15 protein-coding genes are annotated in these 17,189 nt (G+C 64.4%); 5 read left to right on the plus strand and 10 right to left on the minus strand.

The window, feature by feature from the left end; all coding sequences use genetic code 11:
• Positions 1–27: 27 nt before the first annotated feature.
• On the plus strand, positions 28–1,590 hold the full coding sequence (locus tag G6N13_RS20315; protein WP_163699856.1) for an FAD-binding protein: 1,563 nt from the start codon (positions 28–30) through the stop codon (positions 1,588–1,590).
• On the opposite strand, the gene G6N13_RS20320 is transcribed toward G6N13_RS20315, so the two are convergent.
• The 9 genes from G6N13_RS20320 to G6N13_RS20360 are packed head-to-tail and all read right to left on the minus strand — an operon-like array spanning position 1,577 to position 11,493.
• Positions 1,577–2,092, minus strand: coding sequence for an Rv2253/PknI dimerization domain-containing protein (locus tag G6N13_RS20320; protein ID WP_179965026.1), 516 nt, complete (start codon positions 2,090–2,092; stop codon positions 1,577–1,579). The genes G6N13_RS20315 and G6N13_RS20320 overlap by 14 nt on opposite strands.
• Before the next feature lie 23 nt (positions 2,093–2,115).
• Positions 2,116–3,714, minus strand: a complete 1,599-nt coding sequence (locus tag G6N13_RS20325) for an MCE family protein (protein WP_163699858.1) — start codon at positions 3,712–3,714, stop codon at positions 2,116–2,118.
• Entirely contained in the window at positions 3,714–5,057 is a 1,344-nt protein-coding gene (locus G6N13_RS20330) for an MCE family protein (RefSeq protein WP_163699860.1), read from the minus strand. Before G6N13_RS20330 ends, G6N13_RS20325 begins: the two co-directional genes overlap by 1 nt.
• On the minus strand, positions 5,054–6,517 hold the full coding sequence (locus G6N13_RS20335) for an MCE family protein (protein WP_235677844.1): 1,464 nt from the start codon (positions 6,515–6,517) through the stop codon (positions 5,054–5,056). The genes G6N13_RS20330 and G6N13_RS20335 overlap by 4 nt, the downstream gene beginning before the upstream one ends.
• Positions 6,514–7,611 (minus strand): MCE family protein, encoded by a 1,098-nt coding sequence (locus G6N13_RS20340; RefSeq protein WP_163699864.1) that lies wholly within the window; start codon positions 7,609–7,611, stop codon positions 6,514–6,516. Before G6N13_RS20340 ends, G6N13_RS20335 begins: the two co-directional genes overlap by 4 nt.
• Positions 7,611–8,636: an MCE family protein gene (locus G6N13_RS20345; RefSeq protein ID WP_163699866.1), complete on the minus strand. Its 1,026-nt coding sequence runs from the start codon at positions 8,634–8,636 to the stop codon at positions 7,611–7,613. The genes G6N13_RS20340 and G6N13_RS20345 overlap by 1 nt, the downstream gene beginning before the upstream one ends.
• Complete coding sequence (locus G6N13_RS20350) at positions 8,633–9,820, minus strand: MCE family protein (RefSeq protein ID WP_163699868.1); 1,188 nt, start codon at positions 9,818–9,820, stop codon at positions 8,633–8,635. Before G6N13_RS20350 ends, G6N13_RS20345 begins: the two co-directional genes overlap by 4 nt.
• A 12-nt stretch (positions 9,821–9,832) precedes the next feature.
• Positions 9,833–10,681 (minus strand): MlaE family ABC transporter permease, encoded by an 849-nt coding sequence (locus tag G6N13_RS20355; protein ID WP_163698282.1) that lies wholly within the window; start codon positions 10,679–10,681, stop codon positions 9,833–9,835.
• A gap of 5 nt (positions 10,682–10,686) precedes the next feature.
• Positions 10,687–11,493 carry an MlaE family ABC transporter permease gene (locus tag G6N13_RS20360; protein ID WP_163702364.1) on the minus strand — a complete coding sequence of 269 codons (807 nt, stop codon included), beginning with the start codon at positions 11,491–11,493 and terminating at the stop codon, positions 10,687–10,689.
• Between the two features lie 411 nt (positions 11,494–11,904).
• On the opposite strand from G6N13_RS20360, the gene G6N13_RS20365 reads away from it, so the two are divergent.
• Positions 11,905–12,711 (plus strand): SDR family NAD(P)-dependent oxidoreductase, encoded by an 807-nt coding sequence (locus G6N13_RS20365; protein WP_163702366.1) that lies wholly within the window; start codon positions 11,905–11,907, stop codon positions 12,709–12,711.
• A gap of 18 nt (positions 12,712–12,729) precedes the next feature.
• On the opposite strand, the gene G6N13_RS20370 is transcribed toward G6N13_RS20365, so the two are convergent.
• Positions 12,730–13,314 carry a TetR/AcrR family transcriptional regulator gene (locus G6N13_RS20370; protein ID WP_163699870.1) on the minus strand — a complete coding sequence of 195 codons (585 nt, stop codon included), beginning with the start codon at positions 13,312–13,314 and terminating at the stop codon, positions 12,730–12,732.
• Positions 13,315–13,379: 65 nt separating this feature from the next.
• Between G6N13_RS20370 and G6N13_RS20375 the strand changes: the two genes are divergently transcribed.
• From G6N13_RS20375 to G6N13_RS20385, 3 genes are all read left to right on the plus strand, one after another.
• A complete protein-coding gene (locus tag G6N13_RS20375) occupies positions 13,380–14,522 on the plus strand; it encodes an acyl-CoA dehydrogenase family protein (protein WP_163699871.1) in 1,143 nt (380 codons plus the stop codon).
• 380 nt (positions 14,523–14,902) lie between these two features.
• On the plus strand, positions 14,903–15,931 hold the full coding sequence (locus G6N13_RS20380) for an ABC transporter ATP-binding protein (RefSeq protein ID WP_235678108.1): 1,029 nt from the start codon (positions 14,903–14,905) through the stop codon (positions 15,929–15,931).
• Between the two features lie 67 nt (positions 15,932–15,998).
• Positions 15,999–17,186 (plus strand): polyamine ABC transporter substrate-binding protein, encoded by a 1,188-nt coding sequence (locus G6N13_RS20385; protein ID WP_163699873.1) that lies wholly within the window; start codon positions 15,999–16,001, stop codon positions 17,184–17,186.
• Positions 17,187–17,189 lie beyond the last annotated feature (3 nt).

The following is a 17,189-nucleotide window of genomic DNA, read 5'->3' on the forward strand; positions in this document are numbered from 1 at the left end:
AGTAGGTGCACCCACCAAAGGAGGCCGATGACCGCGCAGGACAGCTCATTCGACGAGACCGTTGACGTCATCGTGGCCGGTTCCGGCGGCGGCATCGCCGGGGCCTATACGGCCGCCCGCGAGGGTCTGTCAGTGGCGTTGGTCGAGGCGACGGAATTCTTCGGCGGGACGACGGCATACTCCGGTGGCGGGGGCATGTGGTTTCCGTGCAACCCGGTGCTGCAACGCGCGGGCAGCGACGACACAATCGAGAAGGCGTTCCGCTACTTTCACGCCGTCATCGGTGACCGCACCCCGGTGGAACTGCAGGAGACCTATATTCGGCGCGGGCCGGGCCTGATCGAATACCTGGAGGCCGACCCCGAACACTTCACGTTCGGCGTGCTGCCCTGGCCGGACTACTTCGGCAAGGCACCCGACTCGCGCGGTGACGGGATGCGCCACATCGTGGCGGCACCGATCCGCGGCGAGAAGCTCGGCCCCTACGCCGCTTTCGTACGTGGGCCGCTCGACCGTGATCGTCTTGGCACACCCGCGCCGGACAAGCTGTTCGGTGGCCGGGCGCTGATCGGCCGATTTCTTGCCGCACTGGCCGGTTATCCCGATGCCGCGCTGTACCGCAACACCGCGCTGACTGACCTCATCACCGACGACGGCCGGGTGGTGGGCGCCATCGTGCAGCGTGACGGAGCCCCGGCACGGATCGGCGCCAGGCGCGGAGTCCTTTTGGCTGCAGGTGGATTCGAGCAGAACGCCGCGCTGCGGCGGATCTACGGGGTACCGGGTGACACCAGAGACAGCATGGGCGGCCCGGGTAGCACCGGGGCGGCACTGGAAGCCGGCATCCGGGCGGGTGCTGCGACCGATCTGATGGATCAGGCGTGGTGGTCGCCTGGCCTGACCCACCCGGATGGACGTTCGGCATTCTCCCTGTGGTTCACCGGCGGCATCTTCGTGAACCAGGCCGGCCAGCGGTTCGTCAACGAGTCCGCGGCCTACGATCGGATTGGCCGGGAGATCATCGCCGAGATGGCGGCCGGCCGGCTCGATGTGCCGTTCTGGATGGTCTACGACAACCGCGACGGTGACGTCCCGCCGGTCAAGGCCACCAATGTCTCGATGGTGGATGCCGAGCAGTACCGCGCCGCCGGCTTATGGCGCAGCGCAGCTACTTTGGCTGAGCTGGCCGAGGTCATCGGGGTGCCCGCCGACACACTGGAGCAGACGGTCGCCCGCTACAACGCAATGGTCGCCGCGGGCGCCGACACCGACTTCGGGCGCGGTGACGAGGCCTACGACCGCGCCTTCTCCGGTGGCGAATCCCCACTGGTGCCGATCGACACCGCACCCTTTCACGCCGCGGCGTTCGGCCTGTCCGATCTGGGCACCAAGGGCGGCTTGCGCACCGATACCAGGGCCCGGGTGCTCGACGAATCCGGTCGGCCGATTCCCGGCCTGTACGCAGCGGGTAACACCATGGCAGCGGTCAGCGGGACGACATACCCGGGTGGTGGAAACCCCATCGGGGCGTCAATGTTGTTCAGCCATCTCGCCGCGCTCGACATGGTCGATGACGTCAGGTCTGCTTGACCAACTTAAACGGCATGTTGATGAACAGCGCCAGGCTGTGCCCGCAGGCCCCGGACTCACCGGTGGTCGAGTCCTGGCCGACCAGCATGTTGGAGGTGGGGTCGGTCTGATCGCCGCCGGGGCTGGACCTATGGAATCGGAACACCTGAAACCCCGGTGCGCTGGTGCCGTCCTGGCAGGGCATCCAATCCGGAATCGTGCGCTTGACCCGCCAGTCTCCGCCGGTCTGGAAAATCGGCGCCGTCCACCCCGCGTCGCTGCTGACGGTGCCGATGCACTCGGTGGGATAGCTGCACGTCGACGTGATCGTCCACATGCTGCGCACACTGCGCTCGTCGTGGAACACATCGTTGGTGGTGGCCCACTCGCCGTTGGACGTGGCGACGAACGTGCCGTTGAGCGCCCACTTGTCATTGGCCGAGGCGGTCGCTGGGTACATGACACCAGCGACTGTCGCAGCGGTCAGCGCCGCAACGCTGATCAACATTCGCGGTGTGCGCATTGGGCCTCTCCCCTCACGTGCGGTCATGTCGTCGGGAACATGTCCTTCCACGACTGGTCTCCGCCGGTGCGTGCCAGATCGGTCTGCCGGAATACGTTGCCGTTCGGCGTCGCGTACTGACCCGTCGACGGGTCGTACGTCGCGATCGCAACCGACGGACCACCACCGGACGGTCCCGGCGTAAACGCGCTCGGCGCGACTCCCGGGCCACCGCCGGTATCGGCCGGTGCGATATCGGGGGCACCCACCGGTCCGCGGAATCCACCAGGCGGTGCCGTCTGACCAGCCGGCGGCGCCGGGACCGGTCCCGTTGGCATCGGCGTGCCCTGCAGCGGGCCGAAGATGTGGTCCTGGAACGTCGCGCGATCGTCGGGCGGGATGCCCTGGGCAATCAGGTTCGGGTCGATCGGGTTGGGACCGGTCGCATGCTGCCGCATGGCCAGCGGCTCGAATGGCCTGTCGCTGTCGCAGATTTCGACGGTCGGCGCCCGCTTACCGGGCTGAGCCATACACGGGTAGTTGCGCGCACCGCGGACGGCGGTCGGCGAGTCCTGCGGCAGCTTGCAGTACAGCCCGTCGGGGGTATCCGCGTCCGACGTGTCCTCCGGCGAGCGCCACTGCGACGGCGGCAGGAACCCGACGGTACATGGCGGCGGGTCGCTGATGGTCAGCGTGAAGTCACCCAGCGTCATACCGGTCGGGTTGTTCAACGGCGAGCCGACCGCCTGGATCGAACCGATATAGGGCGGCAGCAGAACAAGCAACTGCTCCAGGCTCTTGTTGTACGTCACGCCCACCTGCCCCAGCGTCGTGAGGTTGGCGAGCAGCACCGGCAATGTTGGTTTGACCTGGCGCAGCAGCTCCGAAGCCTCATCGACTGCACCGGGGCCATTGGCCAGGATGCCGCGCCACTGCGGGTCATTGATATTGAGCTGATCTGTGATCCCGGCCAGGCTACGTGCCCAGGTGCGGATCGCATCGGAGGAGGCCACCTGACCATCCAGCAACGGCCGGCTGTCTTCGACGAGGGTACGGGCCTGATCCGCGGCACCGCTGAAATCGGCGGCAAGCTTCGACGCGGAGTCGTTGAGCGTGGTGAGGTCATCGCCCGTACCGTTCAAACCCTGGTAGGCGTTGCTCAGCAAATCGGTCAGGCGGTCGGTGGGGATGCTCTTGAGCAGCATGTTGGTTTGATCGAGCATAGGGCCGACCGCCTGCGGAATTCTGGCGTCCTTCACCGAGATCACCGAGCCGTCGTGCAAATACGGTCCAGAATCGGTGCGCGGCACCAGATCCACGTACTGCTCACCGACCGCCGACACGCTAAGCACCCGCGCCTCGAGATCGGCGGGCACCTTCGGGCTGGTGTCCAGCGACAACGTGGCCTCAGCACCGGTGCGGGTAGGCCGGACCTCGGTGACCTTGCCCAGCTGAACACCGCGGTAGGTGACGTTCGAGAACTGGTAGAGCCCACCGGTTCTCGGCAGCTGGAGCGTGACGTTCATCTTGCCGATACCGAGCAAGGTTCCCACCTGCAGGTAGGCCACCACCATGACGCCGATACCGACCACCGACGCGATCGTGAAGATGATCAGCTGGTTTCGGACAAACCGAGTCAGCATCAGTTACCCCCGTCCTGTGGCACTGTTTGCGGGGCCGGACCGGGCAGTGGGCCAGTCGCCGGGCCGGGCAGTGGGCCAGTCGCCGGGCCGGCTAGCGGACCAGCGTCGGGACCCGGCAGCGGACCTGTGGCCGGGACGGGTGCGGGTTGTGTGGCGCCGGTGAGAGACGCCTGTTGGCCGGGCTCGGGTGGCATACCGGTGTCTATATCGGCAACCTGTGTGGGCGGCGGCGCCGGGCTGAACGGGGCGTGAAGCGGATCGTAGGTATACGTCGCGTACCACGGATCTCCAGGCGCCGGAACAAGTTTGGCGTTCTCGTCACCCCAGCGCGTACCGAGCATCAGGGTCTTCTTCAGCCGCGGCACGGTGAAGTCGAAGATGATGAATTGGTTGAGGTAGTCACCACGAATCGCGCGGTCGATCACCTGCTGCGTGTAAGGGAATGTCGGCAGGTAGGCCAGCGCGGTGTCCAGCTTCGGCCCCACGTCCGCCAAGGCTTTCAGCGTCGGCTCAAGGTTTTGCAGATTGCGCACCAGGTCGGTCTTGGTGTCATTGACCAAGCCGGTGGCCAAATTGGAGAAATCGCGGAACTTCTCCAGCGCCGTCGTGATGCGGGGCCGTTCCTTCACCAAGACGTCGAGCGCGGGCGGGATCCGATTGAGCGCGTCGGTGAGGACTTGCTGCTGCCCGGCGAACGTGCCGGCGAGCCGGTTCAGTGAGTTCACCGCCTCGTTGATGCTGTCGCGCTGGGCGGCCAGCAGTCCGACGAAATCGTTGAGCCGGGTGAGCAAGTCGCGGATCTGGTCCGTCCGGCCGCCCAGGGCAGCGCTGAACTCGTGGATGATGTCGCCGATCTGGCCCAGTCCTCCACCGTTGACGACCACCGACAGCGCCGAGAGGGTCTGTTCGGTCGACGGATAGGTCGAGGAGCGGTTGAGGCCAAGGGTGGCGCCGGGCTGCAGAACTCCGTTGGGTGCCTGACCCAGCGGCGGGTTCAGGGCCAGGTGCATCGAACCCAGCAGGCTGGTCTGCCCCACCGAGGCCACCGCGTTGGCAGGAATCACCACACCGGGTTCCACCGAGATCTCGACGTCGGCATGCCAGTCGGTCACCGTCATCTCGCCGACACTGCCGACCACAACATCACTGACCAGGACTGGTGAGTTCGATTCCAGCTGACCCACATTGGCGATTTCGACGTGATAGGTGCTCGAGCCCTTACCGTGTCCAACCGCGCCGGGTAGCGGCAGTGAGTTCAGACCACCGAAACTGCAGCCGGTCACAGTCACCGCCACACACGACGCGGTCACCACCAAACGCTGCACCGAACCTCGACGGATCATGATGGCGGATTCCCTTCAGCCGGCGCCGGAGGTGCCGATTCGGCCGGAAGCAGGATGCCCTCCAGGTTCGATGGCGCCGGAGCCGCCGGCCCGACCGGCACGCCCGGCGGGATCGGCGCACCGGGGAACAGCGCAGGTGACGGATCAGCGGGTAATCCGTTGGGGGCGTAGGAACCCTGGTGCGTATTCGGCGGTCCACCCCACCCGGCGGGTCCCGGCACGTCGCCGTTGTGGCCGGTGTATGCCGACACCGCAGGTGGAACCTCGTAGCCGGGCGGAGTCCCGCCGGCGCCACCAGGCGCCAGCCCCGGCGAGCTGTAGATCAGCTTGTCCGGACTGGTCGATTTGCCCAGGTACGCGTTGAACGGGAACGGCAGGTAGTTGAAGTTGAGCAGCCGCAGGGCCGGCCCGAGGTACTGGGCGCACAGCTTGCCGGTCGCGTCAGCGGTCGCGTTCTGCACGGCGCCGATCGCCGAGCACACCACCTGCATCGGGTTGGAGAAGTTCGCCAGCGCGAACCCACCCAGTGCGCTCATTGAGTCGGGGTTATAGATGTTGTACGCGTTCCCGATTGCGTTGGGTGCCACGTGCAGGAGATTCTCCACGACCAGTTTGTTGTCGGCGAGGTTCTTGGTCACGCTGGACAGGCGCTGAAACTGCTCGGCGGTCTGGTTACGACTACCGGCGATGAATCGCTGAACGTCGACAACGGCGCTGGACAGGTTGGTCAGCGCTCCATCGATATCGGACCGGCTGCCGTCGACCACACTGGTCAGTGATGCGAGGCGGTCTTGAAACTGCACGATCTGGGTGTTGCTGTCGCGCAACGCCGTCACGAAAACCTGCAGGTTCTTGATCGTGTCGACGATGTTGCCGCTGCCGTTGGCCAAGGTCTTGCTCACCGCGGACAGTTGCGCGATGGTGTCGCGCAGCTTCTCGCCGTTACCGTCCAGGGCGGTGGCCGCGGTGTCGATGAAGCGCCCGACCGGCGTGGTCTCCCCGGGCGTGGAGGGCCCGAGATCGGTTGCCAGGCGAGTCAACTGAGTCTTAATTTCATCCCATTCCACCGGGATCGCGGTGCGGTCCAAGCCGATCACCGCACCGTCGTGCATGGTGGGACCCTTGTCTTCATAGGGCGGCGTCAGCTGAACGTAGCGGGCACCCACCAGGTTCTGCGCGACGATCACGGCCTCGGCATTGGCCGGGATGGGCACATCTCGATCGACGGCCAGCACGAGTTTGGCCTTGGTCCCCTGAGCGTCGATCGACTCGATCTTGCCGACCTTCACCCCAGCCACCCGAACCTCGTCACCTGGGTAGATCGCGGTGGCGCTGGTGAAGTACGCGGTGATGGTGTTGGGCTTAAAAAATGCGTACCGGACGAACCATCCGACGGCACCGACGACCACCAACGCCAGTACCACGGCCACGGCGACCGTCAGCCGGCTGCGTGACTTCATGGCTGCCCCCATCGCTCATTAGGTTGCGGTATTCCGTTGTACGGGAACGGGATTTCCGCACGCGGTCCGGCGTTGTCGGCCGGCTGCCCTGCGTCGGTACCACGCCGGAAGCCCAGCGCGTAGTCGAAGAAGGGCTGAAGTAGCTGTGCCGGGCTGAGGTTCGCGACGAATGCGTTGTAGTAGAAGCCGTTGTTCACCGCCTCGGCCTGGGTCAGCTGGAACTTGGCCAGACCCTTCATGGCCGCGGTGATGTTGTCATTGTTCTTCTCCAACATCGCAGTCACCGAGTTGAGCTTCTCCAACGCCGGCGCCAGTTCTTTCTCGTTATCGGCCACGATCCCGCTCAGTGTTTTCGACAGCGCCGAGGTGCTGGCCAAGAGGTTCGAGATGGCGTAACGCCGCTGCTGCAGGACACCGATCAGGTCGTTGGCATTGAGCAGCAGGGTGTTCACCTGCGCGCTGCGCTGCGAGAGGATCCCGGTGACGTTGGCCGCGCTCTTGAGCAGGTTGGTCAGTGAGTCGTTGCGCTCGTTGATCATCCGCGACAAATTGCTGATCCCGTCGAACGTCGGACCCAGCTGCGGGGTGATGCGATCCAGGGTGTCGCTCAACGTCTCCAGTGACTGGTTGACCGCGGCGGTGTCAGTGTCGGCGGTGTTGGCGGCGAAGTCCGACAATGACTCGGTCAGCGAATACGGCGACCCGGTGCGCGTCACCGGAATGACATCGGCCGTCCGAAGCGTCCCCTTACCGCTGGGCTCGAGGGTCAGAATCCGTTGTCCCAGCAGTGTTCCGGTGCGGATATGGGCACTGGTGTCTTCACCCAGCCGCACGGAGCCCTTGACCATGAAGGTCACCAGCGCCTTGCCGTGCTGCAAGGACACATCCGAGACGGTGCCGACCTTGACACCGGACACCTTGACGTCGTTACCCGGCTGCAGGCCACCGGCTTCGGTGAAGACCGCCTGATGCCGGATCGCGGTGGCAAGCGACACCAGCCGCTCGGGCTGCAACCCGATGATGATGACGAGCAGGATCAACGCCAGGCCGATAAAGCCTGCCTTGATCAGCGAGGACCCACGATATTTGAGCATTAGGGCTCCGCGCACCTTCCAGTGTGTTGGATGACCCAGGGGAAGTAGGCCGTTCGGCCCTGCAGGTCACTGACACGTAGCGACAGTCCGCATAGGTACTGGTTGATCCAACTGCCGTAGGACCCGAGCCGTACCACCTTGCGGTAGTTGGCCGGTGCCTTCTTGATCGAGATGTCGAGCAATTCCTTGTCTTGGTCCAGCAGCGGCGCCAGCCGGCCGAGCTGGTCGATGGAGCCGTTCAGGGGTGCGCGCGCCTGGGTGAGCAGGTCCGTCAGCGACGCCGTGCCGTTGTCCAGCGCAGTAATCGACTGGCCGATGGGGTCCTTGTCAGCAGCGAGCCCCGTCACGAGCTTCTCGAGCTTGTCGACGGCCCCGGAGAACTTGTCGCCATCCTTGCTGATGGTGGCGATCACGGTGTTGAGGTTGTCGATCACCTGCTGCACGTTCTGCCTGTTGTCGGCCAGCGCGGTGGTGAATGAAGTCGTCTTGGAGAACAGCGACTCGATGTTGCCGTCCTGACCCTGAAGGATCTGGATCAGCGAGTTGGTCAGCGCGTTGACGTCCTGCGGGTTGAGGCCCTGCACAACGGGTTTGAGCCCACCGAGAAGCAGGTCGAGATCCAGAGCCGGCTCGGTGCGGTCCAACGGAATCTGGCTGCCCGGCGGCTGAATCTTCGCCGATCCCGGGCTGTCGACCAGCTCCAGGTACCGATCGCCGACCAGGTTGAGGTAGCGTACGGTCGCCTTGGTTCCCGAGGTCAGCACCATCTTGCGGTCAGCGTCGAAATCGACGATCACCTTGTTGTCGGGTTGCAGCGCAACGTCCTTGACGGTGCCGACGCGAACACCGGCCACCCGCACCGAATCGCCGGACTTCAGGCTCGACGCGTCAGCGAAGACGGCCGAGTAGGAGTTATCCGAACCCGTCCGGTATTGGCCGAAGATCGCAAACAACGCCACGGTCAGCAAGGTCATCACGACGCCGAATACGCCGACCTTGACGAGCGTCTTCCACAGCGCGGTCATCCCGGTTGTCCGATCTGTGCGGAGTTGCGCGGCGGACCATCCAACGGACCGAACAGCGCCTGCTTGAGTCCGTCGGAGTTCAGCAGGATGCCCTGGTTGCCGTACTGGGCGGGGTTGGCGCCGATGTCGGAGACCACGAACGGCGGGCTGGTCTCGAACGGCACCTTCGGCAAGTCGGTGCACTGCGGGCCACCGGTGGCGGCGACCTTGGGCAGGTTGGCCGGATACCGGTAGCGCTCACGGCCGAGGAAGAACGACTGCAACAGCACCGCGCCTGGCAGCGGCAAGCCGGGGCCGGTGGCCAGCGGAACGAGACCGCCGATACCGCAATTCAGAGCTGGGCTGTATTCGCTGAGCAGGTCGGTGGTGGGCACCAGCAGATGCACAACAGTGGCCAGCGGGTCCTTGTTTACGCTGAGCACCTCGGTGCCGACATCGGCCAGGCCGATGGCGCTGACCAACAGGGTGTCCAGGTTCTGGTTCTGGTCGACGATGGTGTCGCTGATGTTCACCGCGTTCTTGACGGTCGACACCAGATCATCGGATGCGTCGCCGTAGGCATCCAACACCTTTGGCGCGATCGCTAATTCATGGTTGAGCGTGTCGAGACTCGGGTTGAGCTTGGCAAGCGCGGAGTCGAGGTCCACCAGGGTCTGACCGAACTTGTCACCGCGACCGTCCAAGGACTTCGCGATCGCGCCGAGCGTCTGATTGAGCTTGGTGGGTTCGATCTGCGAGAGCACCGAAACCAGCTGCTGGAAGACAGTGTTGATCTCGACGGTGACATGCTTTCCGTCGATCACCTGCCCGGCCTGGATGTTCTTCGGCGAAGCGTCCTGGGGCGGGTTCAACTCGACGAACTTGGAGCCGAACACCGTGGAGGAGGTGATGTCGGCGCTCACGTTGGCCGGAATGTCGTTGACCCGGTCCGGGTTCAGCGCCAGATGTAGCGCGGCACGTCCGTCGGGCAGCAGTTCGATGGAGGCGACCTTACCGACCGGGGCACCGTTGAGCTTGACCTTGGCGTCGGGGTACATCACCAGACCGGCCCGCTGCGAGATCACAGTCACCGGAACGGTTTTGGTGAAGCTGTCCTGGAACAGCCCAACGGCCAACGCGACAATCGCCACGAGGACCACCACGGTCGCCAATCCGGCGAGCGGGCGCGCGATACCTGATTTCATCGGGCTCCTCGGCTATCCGGACAGGTTGAAGTTGCCGTTGGATCCGTAGATGGCCAGGGAGACCAACAGGGTGACCGAGACGACCACGATCAGGGAGGTCCGCACGGCGTTACCGACTGCTACCCCGACACCGGAGGGTCCACCGGTGGCGAAGTAGCCGAAGTAGGTGTGGATCAACAAGATCGTGATGGCCATCAACACCGCCTGCAAGAAACTCCACAGCAGATCGATCGGATTCAAAAACGTGGTGAAGTAATGGTCATACAAACCCCCGGACTGGCCGAACAACACCACCGTGGTGAACTGGCTGGCCACAAAGCTCAAGATCACCGCGATCGAGTACAGCGGGGTGATCGCGACCATCCCGGCCACAATCCGAGTACTGACAAGGTATTCGACCGGCGGAATACCCATCGACTCCAGCGCGTCGATCTCCTCATTGATCCGCATCGCACCCAACTGCGCAGTCACACCCGCACCGAAAGTCGCAGCCAACCCGATCCCAGCCACCACCGGCGCACTGATCCGCACATTAATGAACGCGGCCAAAAAGCCCGTCAACGCTTCGATACCGATATTGCCCAATGAGCTATAACCCTGCACCGCCAGCGTCCCACCGGCAGCCAACGTCAAGAACCCGACGATCACCACGGTGCCGCCGATCATCGCCAACGTGCCCGCACCCATCGAGATCTCCGCGATCAACCGGATGATCTCTTTCCGGAAATGCACCGTCGCGTGCGGAGTGCCAGCGATCGCACGCCCATAAAAAATCGTGTGATCACCAATACGACTAAACGTCCCCAACGGACGCCTGACCTGCCGCGCGATCCGCGGATACACACCCTGTAGCGACGCCACCGGTCCTACCTCGCGCTCATCCGGATACCAATAGCGGTCACGACCACGTTCACCACGAACAACGCCATGAACGCGTACACCACCGTCTCATTGACCGCGTTCCCCACCGCCTTGGCGCCACCACCAGAGATCGTCAACCCCCGATAACACGCCACCAAACCCGCGATCAACCCAAACAACGCCGCCTTCACACACGAGATGATCACCTCCGGCACCCCGGTCAACAACGTGATCCCCGCAGCGAACGCACCCGGATTCACATCCTGAACAAACACCGAGAACACGTAACCACCCAAAATCCCGATGATCACCACCAAACTATTCAGCAACAGCGCCACCAAACCCGACGCCAACACCCGGGGAGTCACCAACCGCTGCACCGGGTTAATCCCCAGCACCTCCATCGCGTCGATCTCCTCACGGATCGTGCGCGACCCCAAATCCGCACACATCGCCGTGGCACCAGCACCAGCCACAATCAACACCGTCACCAACGGACCGACCTGCGTCACCGCGCCAAACGCCGCACCAGCCCCCGACAGATCCGCAGCCCCCAACTCCCGCAACAGAATATTGAGCGTGAAACTCACCAACACCGTGAACGGAATCGCCACCAACAACGTCGGCGCCAACGACACCCGCGCCACAAACCACGACTGCTCCAAAAACTCCCGCCACTGAAACGGCTTCCGAAACACAAACCGCACCGCATCCGCCGACATCGCGAACAACCCGCCAATAGCCTGCATCGGACCCGCAGCACTCTTCAACGAAATACCCGGTGACCAACGTTCCGCTGCGCGATTCGCCATGGGTGTCTTCACAACCTCCAACGTCGTCGCAGTCGTCACAGCCCCAGCGTCCTGGCACCAACCAGTACAAAACTGGAACGTGTTCCAACGACGCCAACGAAGATTAGAGCACTTACCGCCCGCACGGTAGCGAATCTCGGCAATCGATACCTGTGACCGGTGGTGTCGGTGTTTCTCCGCGCGACTTCGAGACGAATTGAGCTGATGTGTCTCGTCCTTCCCCTCGCCAGCGTCGACTCGATTGGGACAGCTGGGATTCCGGGCACGACGCTCACGACCGATGAGTGGATCGCACCATTGGCCGGTCACCGGTACTGACTCCCGGTCAGCGGGATCACCGTCATGTGCCGGCGAGTGCGGCCCACCATGATCGAGGCCGCTATCTCCGATCCGACGCAGGAGCTGACCCGCATGGCGATTTTGCAGCGTTACACCGATCGTCGTGTGCTGATCACCGGCGGCGGATCTGGTATAGGCCAGGCCTGTGTACTGCGCATTCTCGGCGAGGGTGGCCGAGTGGTTGCCGCCGACATCAGCGAGTCCGGCCTGAAGGACACCACAGCCAAGGCCGGCGACGCCGCCGACCGGCTGACCACCGTCGTTATTGACGTCGGCGCAGAGGAGTCGGTGAAAGCCGGTGTCGGTGAAGCGATTTCCGCCCTCGGTGGCCTCGACACCCTGGTGAATGTCGCGGGCATTCTGCGGTCGGATCACTTCCTCGACACCACACTCGCCTCATTCGAGCAGGTGCTGCGGGTGAATCTCGTCGGCACATTCCTGGTGACACGGGAGTCAATTCCCGCTCTGCGCGCCGGAAACGCGCCGGCAGTGGTGAACTTCAGCTCGACATCGGCCGGCTTCGCCCACCCCTATATGTCCGCGTACGCCGCATCGAAGGGCGGGGTCCAAGCGATGACGCACGCGCTGGCGGCCGAGTTCGCCAAGGACGGTATCCGGTTCAACTCGGTGCAGCCCGGCTCGATCTCGTCGGGGATGACCGACGGCTCCGGCGAGTCAAAACAGAGCGTCGGCCCCGGCCTGCCCGCCGATGTCGACTACGGCTTGTTCGGCCGGGTCGCGCCGCTGCTGCCGCTGCCCAAGGGTGAGATGTTCGCGAAGCCGGATGCGGTCGCGAACGTGGTCGCGATGCTGGGCAGCCCGGACGCCTATTTCGTCTCGGGCACCGAGATCCGCATCGACGGCGGCGCGCACATGTGAGTCAGGCTCACATGACAGTCAGGCGTTGATGCCTGAAGTCAGGATGGCGGCAAGTTCGCGGTAGGCCGCCGCGTCGTCCAGACCGGTGGCGGACCGCACAGTCCCCTGCTGAATTCGCACCATCATGGCCGCGGCCAGATCCGCGGCGAACGCCGCATGCACATCCCGAAATTCCTGGGCGACAACACCTTCGACGATCAATTCGCGAACCCGGCGGCCTGCGATAGCGGTGTTCTGCTCGTAGACGGCCCGGCCCGGCGCGAACGCGTCGAGATCGGCCATGAACTGATCGGACGCGACGTCGAGAGCGGTGCCGACGGCGGTGAGGTAGGCGGTGATCCGATCACGGGCACCCCGTACCTGTGCGACGCGGTGTTCCACATCGTCGGTCGCCCGCCGAAAGAAATACACGGTGACGGCGTGGACCAGCTGTTCTTTGCTGCCGGCCAGTGTGTATAGCGTTCCCTTCGAGCAGCGCAGCCGGGCGGCGATGTCGTCGAGGGTCAGATGTGCGAAGCCCTCGGCGAGAAAAAGGGCCAGTAGGGCGTCGAATAACTCGCCGCGACGCCGGGTCCCGAACGCCGGGGAGGTGCGGGTGGCCATGCGTGAAATAGTACTGATAGATGTAATTCAGTACTATTTGTAGTATCAATCGAGAGGTTCCGCACATGCCCGTCGACCGACTCCTCCCCGACCAGGACGCCGCGGATCTGATCGCGCTGACCCGCGATATCGCGGACAAGGTGCTGACCCCGCTCGTCGATGAGCACGAACGCACGGAGACGTATCCGGACGGTGTGTTCGGCCAGCTCGGCGCCGCCGGGCTGCTGAGCCTGCCGCAGCCGGAGAAATGGGGTGGCAGCGGCCAACCCTTCGAGGTCTACCTCCAGGTTCTCGAGGAGATCGCCGCCCGCTGGGCCGCAGTGGCGGTAGCGGTCAGTGTGCACAGCTTGTCGTGCAATCCGCTGCTCGCGTTCGGCACCGACGAGCAGAAAGAACGTTGGCTGCCCGGCATGCTCTCAGGCGAGCAGATCGGGGCCTACAGCCTGTCCGAACCGCAGGCGGGTTCGGATGCCGCGGCCCTGCAGTGCACAGCCATGCGGACCGACACCGGGTACGTCATCAACGGCTCGAAGGCCTGGATCACCCACGGCGGACGCGCCCACTTCTACAAGCTGTTCGCGCGCACCGGCGAGGGCTCCCGAGGGATCTCCTGCTTCCTGGTGCCGGCCGACCAGCCTGGGCTGAGTTTCGGCAAGCCCGAGGAGAAGATGGGGCTGGCCGCGGTCCCGACGACATCGGCGTTCTACGACAACGCCGCGATCGACGCCGAGCGCCGGATCGGCACCGAGGGGCAAGGCCTGCAGATCGCGTTCAGCGCGCTGGATTCGGGCCGGTTGGGCATCGCGGCCGTGGCCGTCGGGATCGCACAGGCCGCCCTCGATGAGGCCTGCGCCTACGCGAACGACCGAACGACATTCGGCCGCAAGATCATCGACCATCAGGGACTAGGGTTCCTGCTCGCCGACATGGCCGCCGCGGTGGCCAGCGCGCGGGCCACCTATCTGGATGCCGCGCGGCGCCGCGATGCCGACCGGCCCTACTCGCAGCAGGCCAGCATCGCCAAGCTGGTAGCCACTGACGCCGCGATGAAGGTGACGACCGATGCCGTGCAGGTGCTCGGCGGTGTCGGCTATACCCGCGACTACCGCGTCGAGCGCTACATGCGGGAAGCCAAGATCACCCAAATCTTCGAAGGCACCAACCAAATCCAGAGGTTGGTTATCGCACGGGGCCTCACGACGGCCTGAACGGCGATACGATCCGACCGTCGACACCCCGTCAGGTGGTGCCGTCGGATCGAAAGCCGTGCGCCAACCGTGGTCGTGACGAGCGATTCCATCGAAGAATTCATATTTCGTTGCGGAATCGGTTGCGAAGAGCACGCAAATCCGCAATCGTTTAGGGGCGGGGCCGTCAGGTCGCAGTGCCGGTCGGTCCGCGGGACTTAAGGAGACGGGCCCTGACCGAGACCGGCGCCACCGCCACCCAGCAGACCACCGGGCAAACCGGATCCAAGCGCACCACCGGCGCGCCGGTCATTGAGATCGACCACGTCGTCAAACGCTTCGAGGACTACGTCGCCGTCAACGACGCCGACTTCTCGATCGGTGCCGGTGAATTCTTCTCGATGCTCGGCCCGTCCGGCTGCGGGAAGACCACGACTCTGCGCATGATCGCCGGCTTCGAACAGCCGACCGAAGGCGCGATTCGCCTCGCGGGTGTTGACGTTTCGCGGGTGCCACCACACAAACGCAACGTCAACACGGTGTTCCAGCACTACGCCCTGTTCCCGCATATGACGGTCTGGGACAACGTGGCATACGGGCCGCGCAGCCAGAAGAAGGACAAGGCGACAGTAACGAAGAGCGTCGACGAGATGCTCGAGATCGTCCGCCTCACCGACTTCGCGCAGCGCAAGCCCGCCCAGCTCTCCGGTGGCCAACAGCAGCGCGTCGCGCTGGCGCGCGCGCTGGTCAACTACCCCAGCGCCCTGCTGCTCGACGAACCGCTCGGCGCGCTGGATCTCAAGCTGCGCCACGTCATGCAGTTCGAGCTCAAGCGCATCCAGCGTGAGGTCGGCATCACGTTCGTCTACGTGACCCACGATCAGGAAGAAGCGCTCACGATGAGCGACCGGATCGCGGTGATGAACCAGGGCAACGTCGAGCAGATCGGCAGCCCGACCGAGATCTACGATCGGCCCGCAACGGTGTTCGTGGCCGGCTTCATCGGCCAGGCCAACCTCTGGCACGGCCGACAGACCGGCCGCACCAACCGCGATTACGTCGAGGTGGAGGTGCTGGGCACAACGCTCAAGGCCCGGCCCGGCGACACCACGATCGAGCCCGGCGGCCAGGCCACGTTGATGGTGCGCCCCGAGCGGGTGCGGGTGTCGATGGAACAACCCACCGGAGATGTGGCGAGCGTCGCCGCGAAGGTAGTCGACCTGACGTTCCAGGGACCGGTGCTGCGGCTCTCGCTGGCCGCTGCTGACGACTCCCCGATCCTGGCTCATATCGGACCCGAGCAGGATCTGCCCTTGCTGCGTCCCGGTGACGACGTGTTCGTGTGCTGGGCCCCGGAGGCGTCGCTGGTCCTGCCTGCCGCCGACATCCCGACCACCGAGGATCTCGAGGAGATGCTCGACGACTCCTAGTCCATTCGCGTAGTCCGGCTCCCGCTTCGTCCCCCGAACCTTCCACCACCGAAAGGCACTACGGCACATGGCCACAGAGATCGACCCTCGGATCATCGCTTCGCTGTCCTCCCGACGCCGCTTCATCGGTGGCGGTGCCGCTGCCGCGGCCGCGCTGGTCCTGGGACCGTCGTTCCTCGCCGCGTGTGGCAAGTCGTCGAACACTTCGAGCAGTTCCAGCGGACCCGCCACCCCGTCCGACGACGGCTCCCCCGCCACCGGGAAACTGCGCATCTCCAACTGGCCGCTGTACATGGCCGACGGTTTCGTGGCGGCATTCCAGACCGCGACCGGCCTGACAGTGGACTACAAAGAAGACTTCAACGACAACGAGGAGTGGTTCGCCAAGAACAAGGAGCCGTTGTCGCGTAAGCAGGACATCGGTGCCGACCTGGTGGTGCCCACCCAGTTCCTGGCGGCTCGGCTCAACGGGCTGGGATGGCTGAACGGGATCAGCGAAAGCCGTTGGACCAACAAGAAAAACATGCGGCCCGATCTGCTCAACGCCAAGGCCGACCCGGGGCGCAAGTTCAGCGCGCCCTACATGTCCGGAATGGTGGGCCTGGCCTACAACCGGGCAGCCACCGGCCGTGACATCACCAAGATCGACGACCTGTGGGATCCGGCCTTCAAGGGCAAGATCAGCCTGCTTGCCGACACCCAGGACGGCCTAGGGATGATCATGCTCTCGCAGGGCGGCTCGGTAGAGGATCCGACCAGCGACGCCGTCAACAAGGCAGTCGGGCTGATCAAGCAGCAGAAAGACGCCGGACAGATCCGCCGGTTCACCGGCAACGACTACGCCGACGACCTCGCCTCCGGGAATGTCGTTATCGCCCAAGCATATTCGGGCGACGTGGTGCAGCTGCAGAAGGACAACCCGGATCTGAAGTTCGTGGTGCCCACCACCGGTGGCACCACCTTCGTCGACACCATGGTGATCCCCTACACCACCCAGAACCAGAAGGCTGCCGAGGCGTGGATCAACTACGTCTACGACCGGCCCAACTACGCCAAGCTCATCGCGCACACGCAGTACGTGCCGGTGTTGTCGGATATGACCGACGAGCTCAACAAGATCGATCCGAAGTTGGCTGCAAACCCGCTGATCAACCCGCCGAAGGCCACCCTGGACAACCTGAAGGCCTGGGCTGCGCTGACCGACGAGCAGACCGCGGAGTTCAACAAGGCATACGCCGAAGTCACCGGCGGCTGACGC

This window comes from Mycolicibacterium sarraceniae, assembly GCF_010731875.1.
GTDB lineage: Bacteria > Actinomycetota > Actinomycetes > Mycobacteriales > Mycobacteriaceae > Mycobacterium > Mycobacterium sarraceniae.

Bases quoted from the DNA above. Each gene is read 5' to 3' on its own strand.
- G6N13_RS20345 (WP_163699866.1), bottom strand. From the start codon at position 8,636: ATGACCGCGCTGTGGAAGACGCTCGTCAAGGTCGGCGTATTCGGCGTC.
- G6N13_RS20315 (WP_163699856.1), top strand. From the start codon at position 28: ATGACCGCGCAGGACAGCTCATTCGACGAGACCGTTGACGTCATCGTG.
- G6N13_RS20360 (WP_163702364.1), bottom strand. From the start codon at position 11,493: ATGGCGAATCGCGCAGCGGAACGTTGGTCACCGGGTATTTCGTTGAAG.
- G6N13_RS20340 (WP_163699864.1), bottom strand. From the start codon at position 7,611: ATGCTCAAATATCGTGGGTCCTCGCTGATCAAGGCAGGCTTTATCGGC.
- G6N13_RS20335 (WP_235677844.1), bottom strand. From the start codon at position 6,517: ATGAAGTCACGCAGCCGGCTGACGGTCGCCGTGGCCGTGGTACTGGCG.
- G6N13_RS20350 (WP_163699868.1), bottom strand. From the start codon at position 9,820: ATGAAATCAGGTATCGCGCGCCCGCTCGCCGGATTGGCGACCGTGGTG.
- G6N13_RS20375 (WP_163699871.1), top strand. From the start codon at position 13,380: ATGCCCGTCGACCGACTCCTCCCCGACCAGGACGCCGCGGATCTGATC.
- G6N13_RS20365 (WP_163702366.1), top strand. From the start codon at position 11,905: ATGGCGATTTTGCAGCGTTACACCGATCGTCGTGTGCTGATCACCGGC.
- G6N13_RS20385 (WP_163699873.1), top strand. From the start codon at position 15,999: ATGGCCACAGAGATCGACCCTCGGATCATCGCTTCGCTGTCCTCCCGA.
- G6N13_RS20370 (WP_163699870.1), bottom strand. From the start codon at position 13,314: ATGGCCACCCGCACCTCCCCGGCGTTCGGGACCCGGCGTCGCGGCGAG.
- G6N13_RS20320 (WP_179965026.1), bottom strand. From the start codon at position 2,092: ATGCGCACACCGCGAATGTTGATCAGCGTTGCGGCGCTGACCGCTGCG.
- G6N13_RS20325 (WP_163699858.1), bottom strand. From the start codon at position 3,714: ATGCTGACTCGGTTTGTCCGAAACCAGCTGATCATCTTCACGATCGCG.
- G6N13_RS20330 (WP_163699860.1), bottom strand. From the start codon at position 5,057: ATGATCCGTCGAGGTTCGGTGCAGCGTTTGGTGGTGACCGCGTCGTGT.
- G6N13_RS20380 (WP_235678108.1), top strand. From the start codon at position 14,903: ATGCTCGGCCCGTCCGGCTGCGGGAAGACCACGACTCTGCGCATGATC.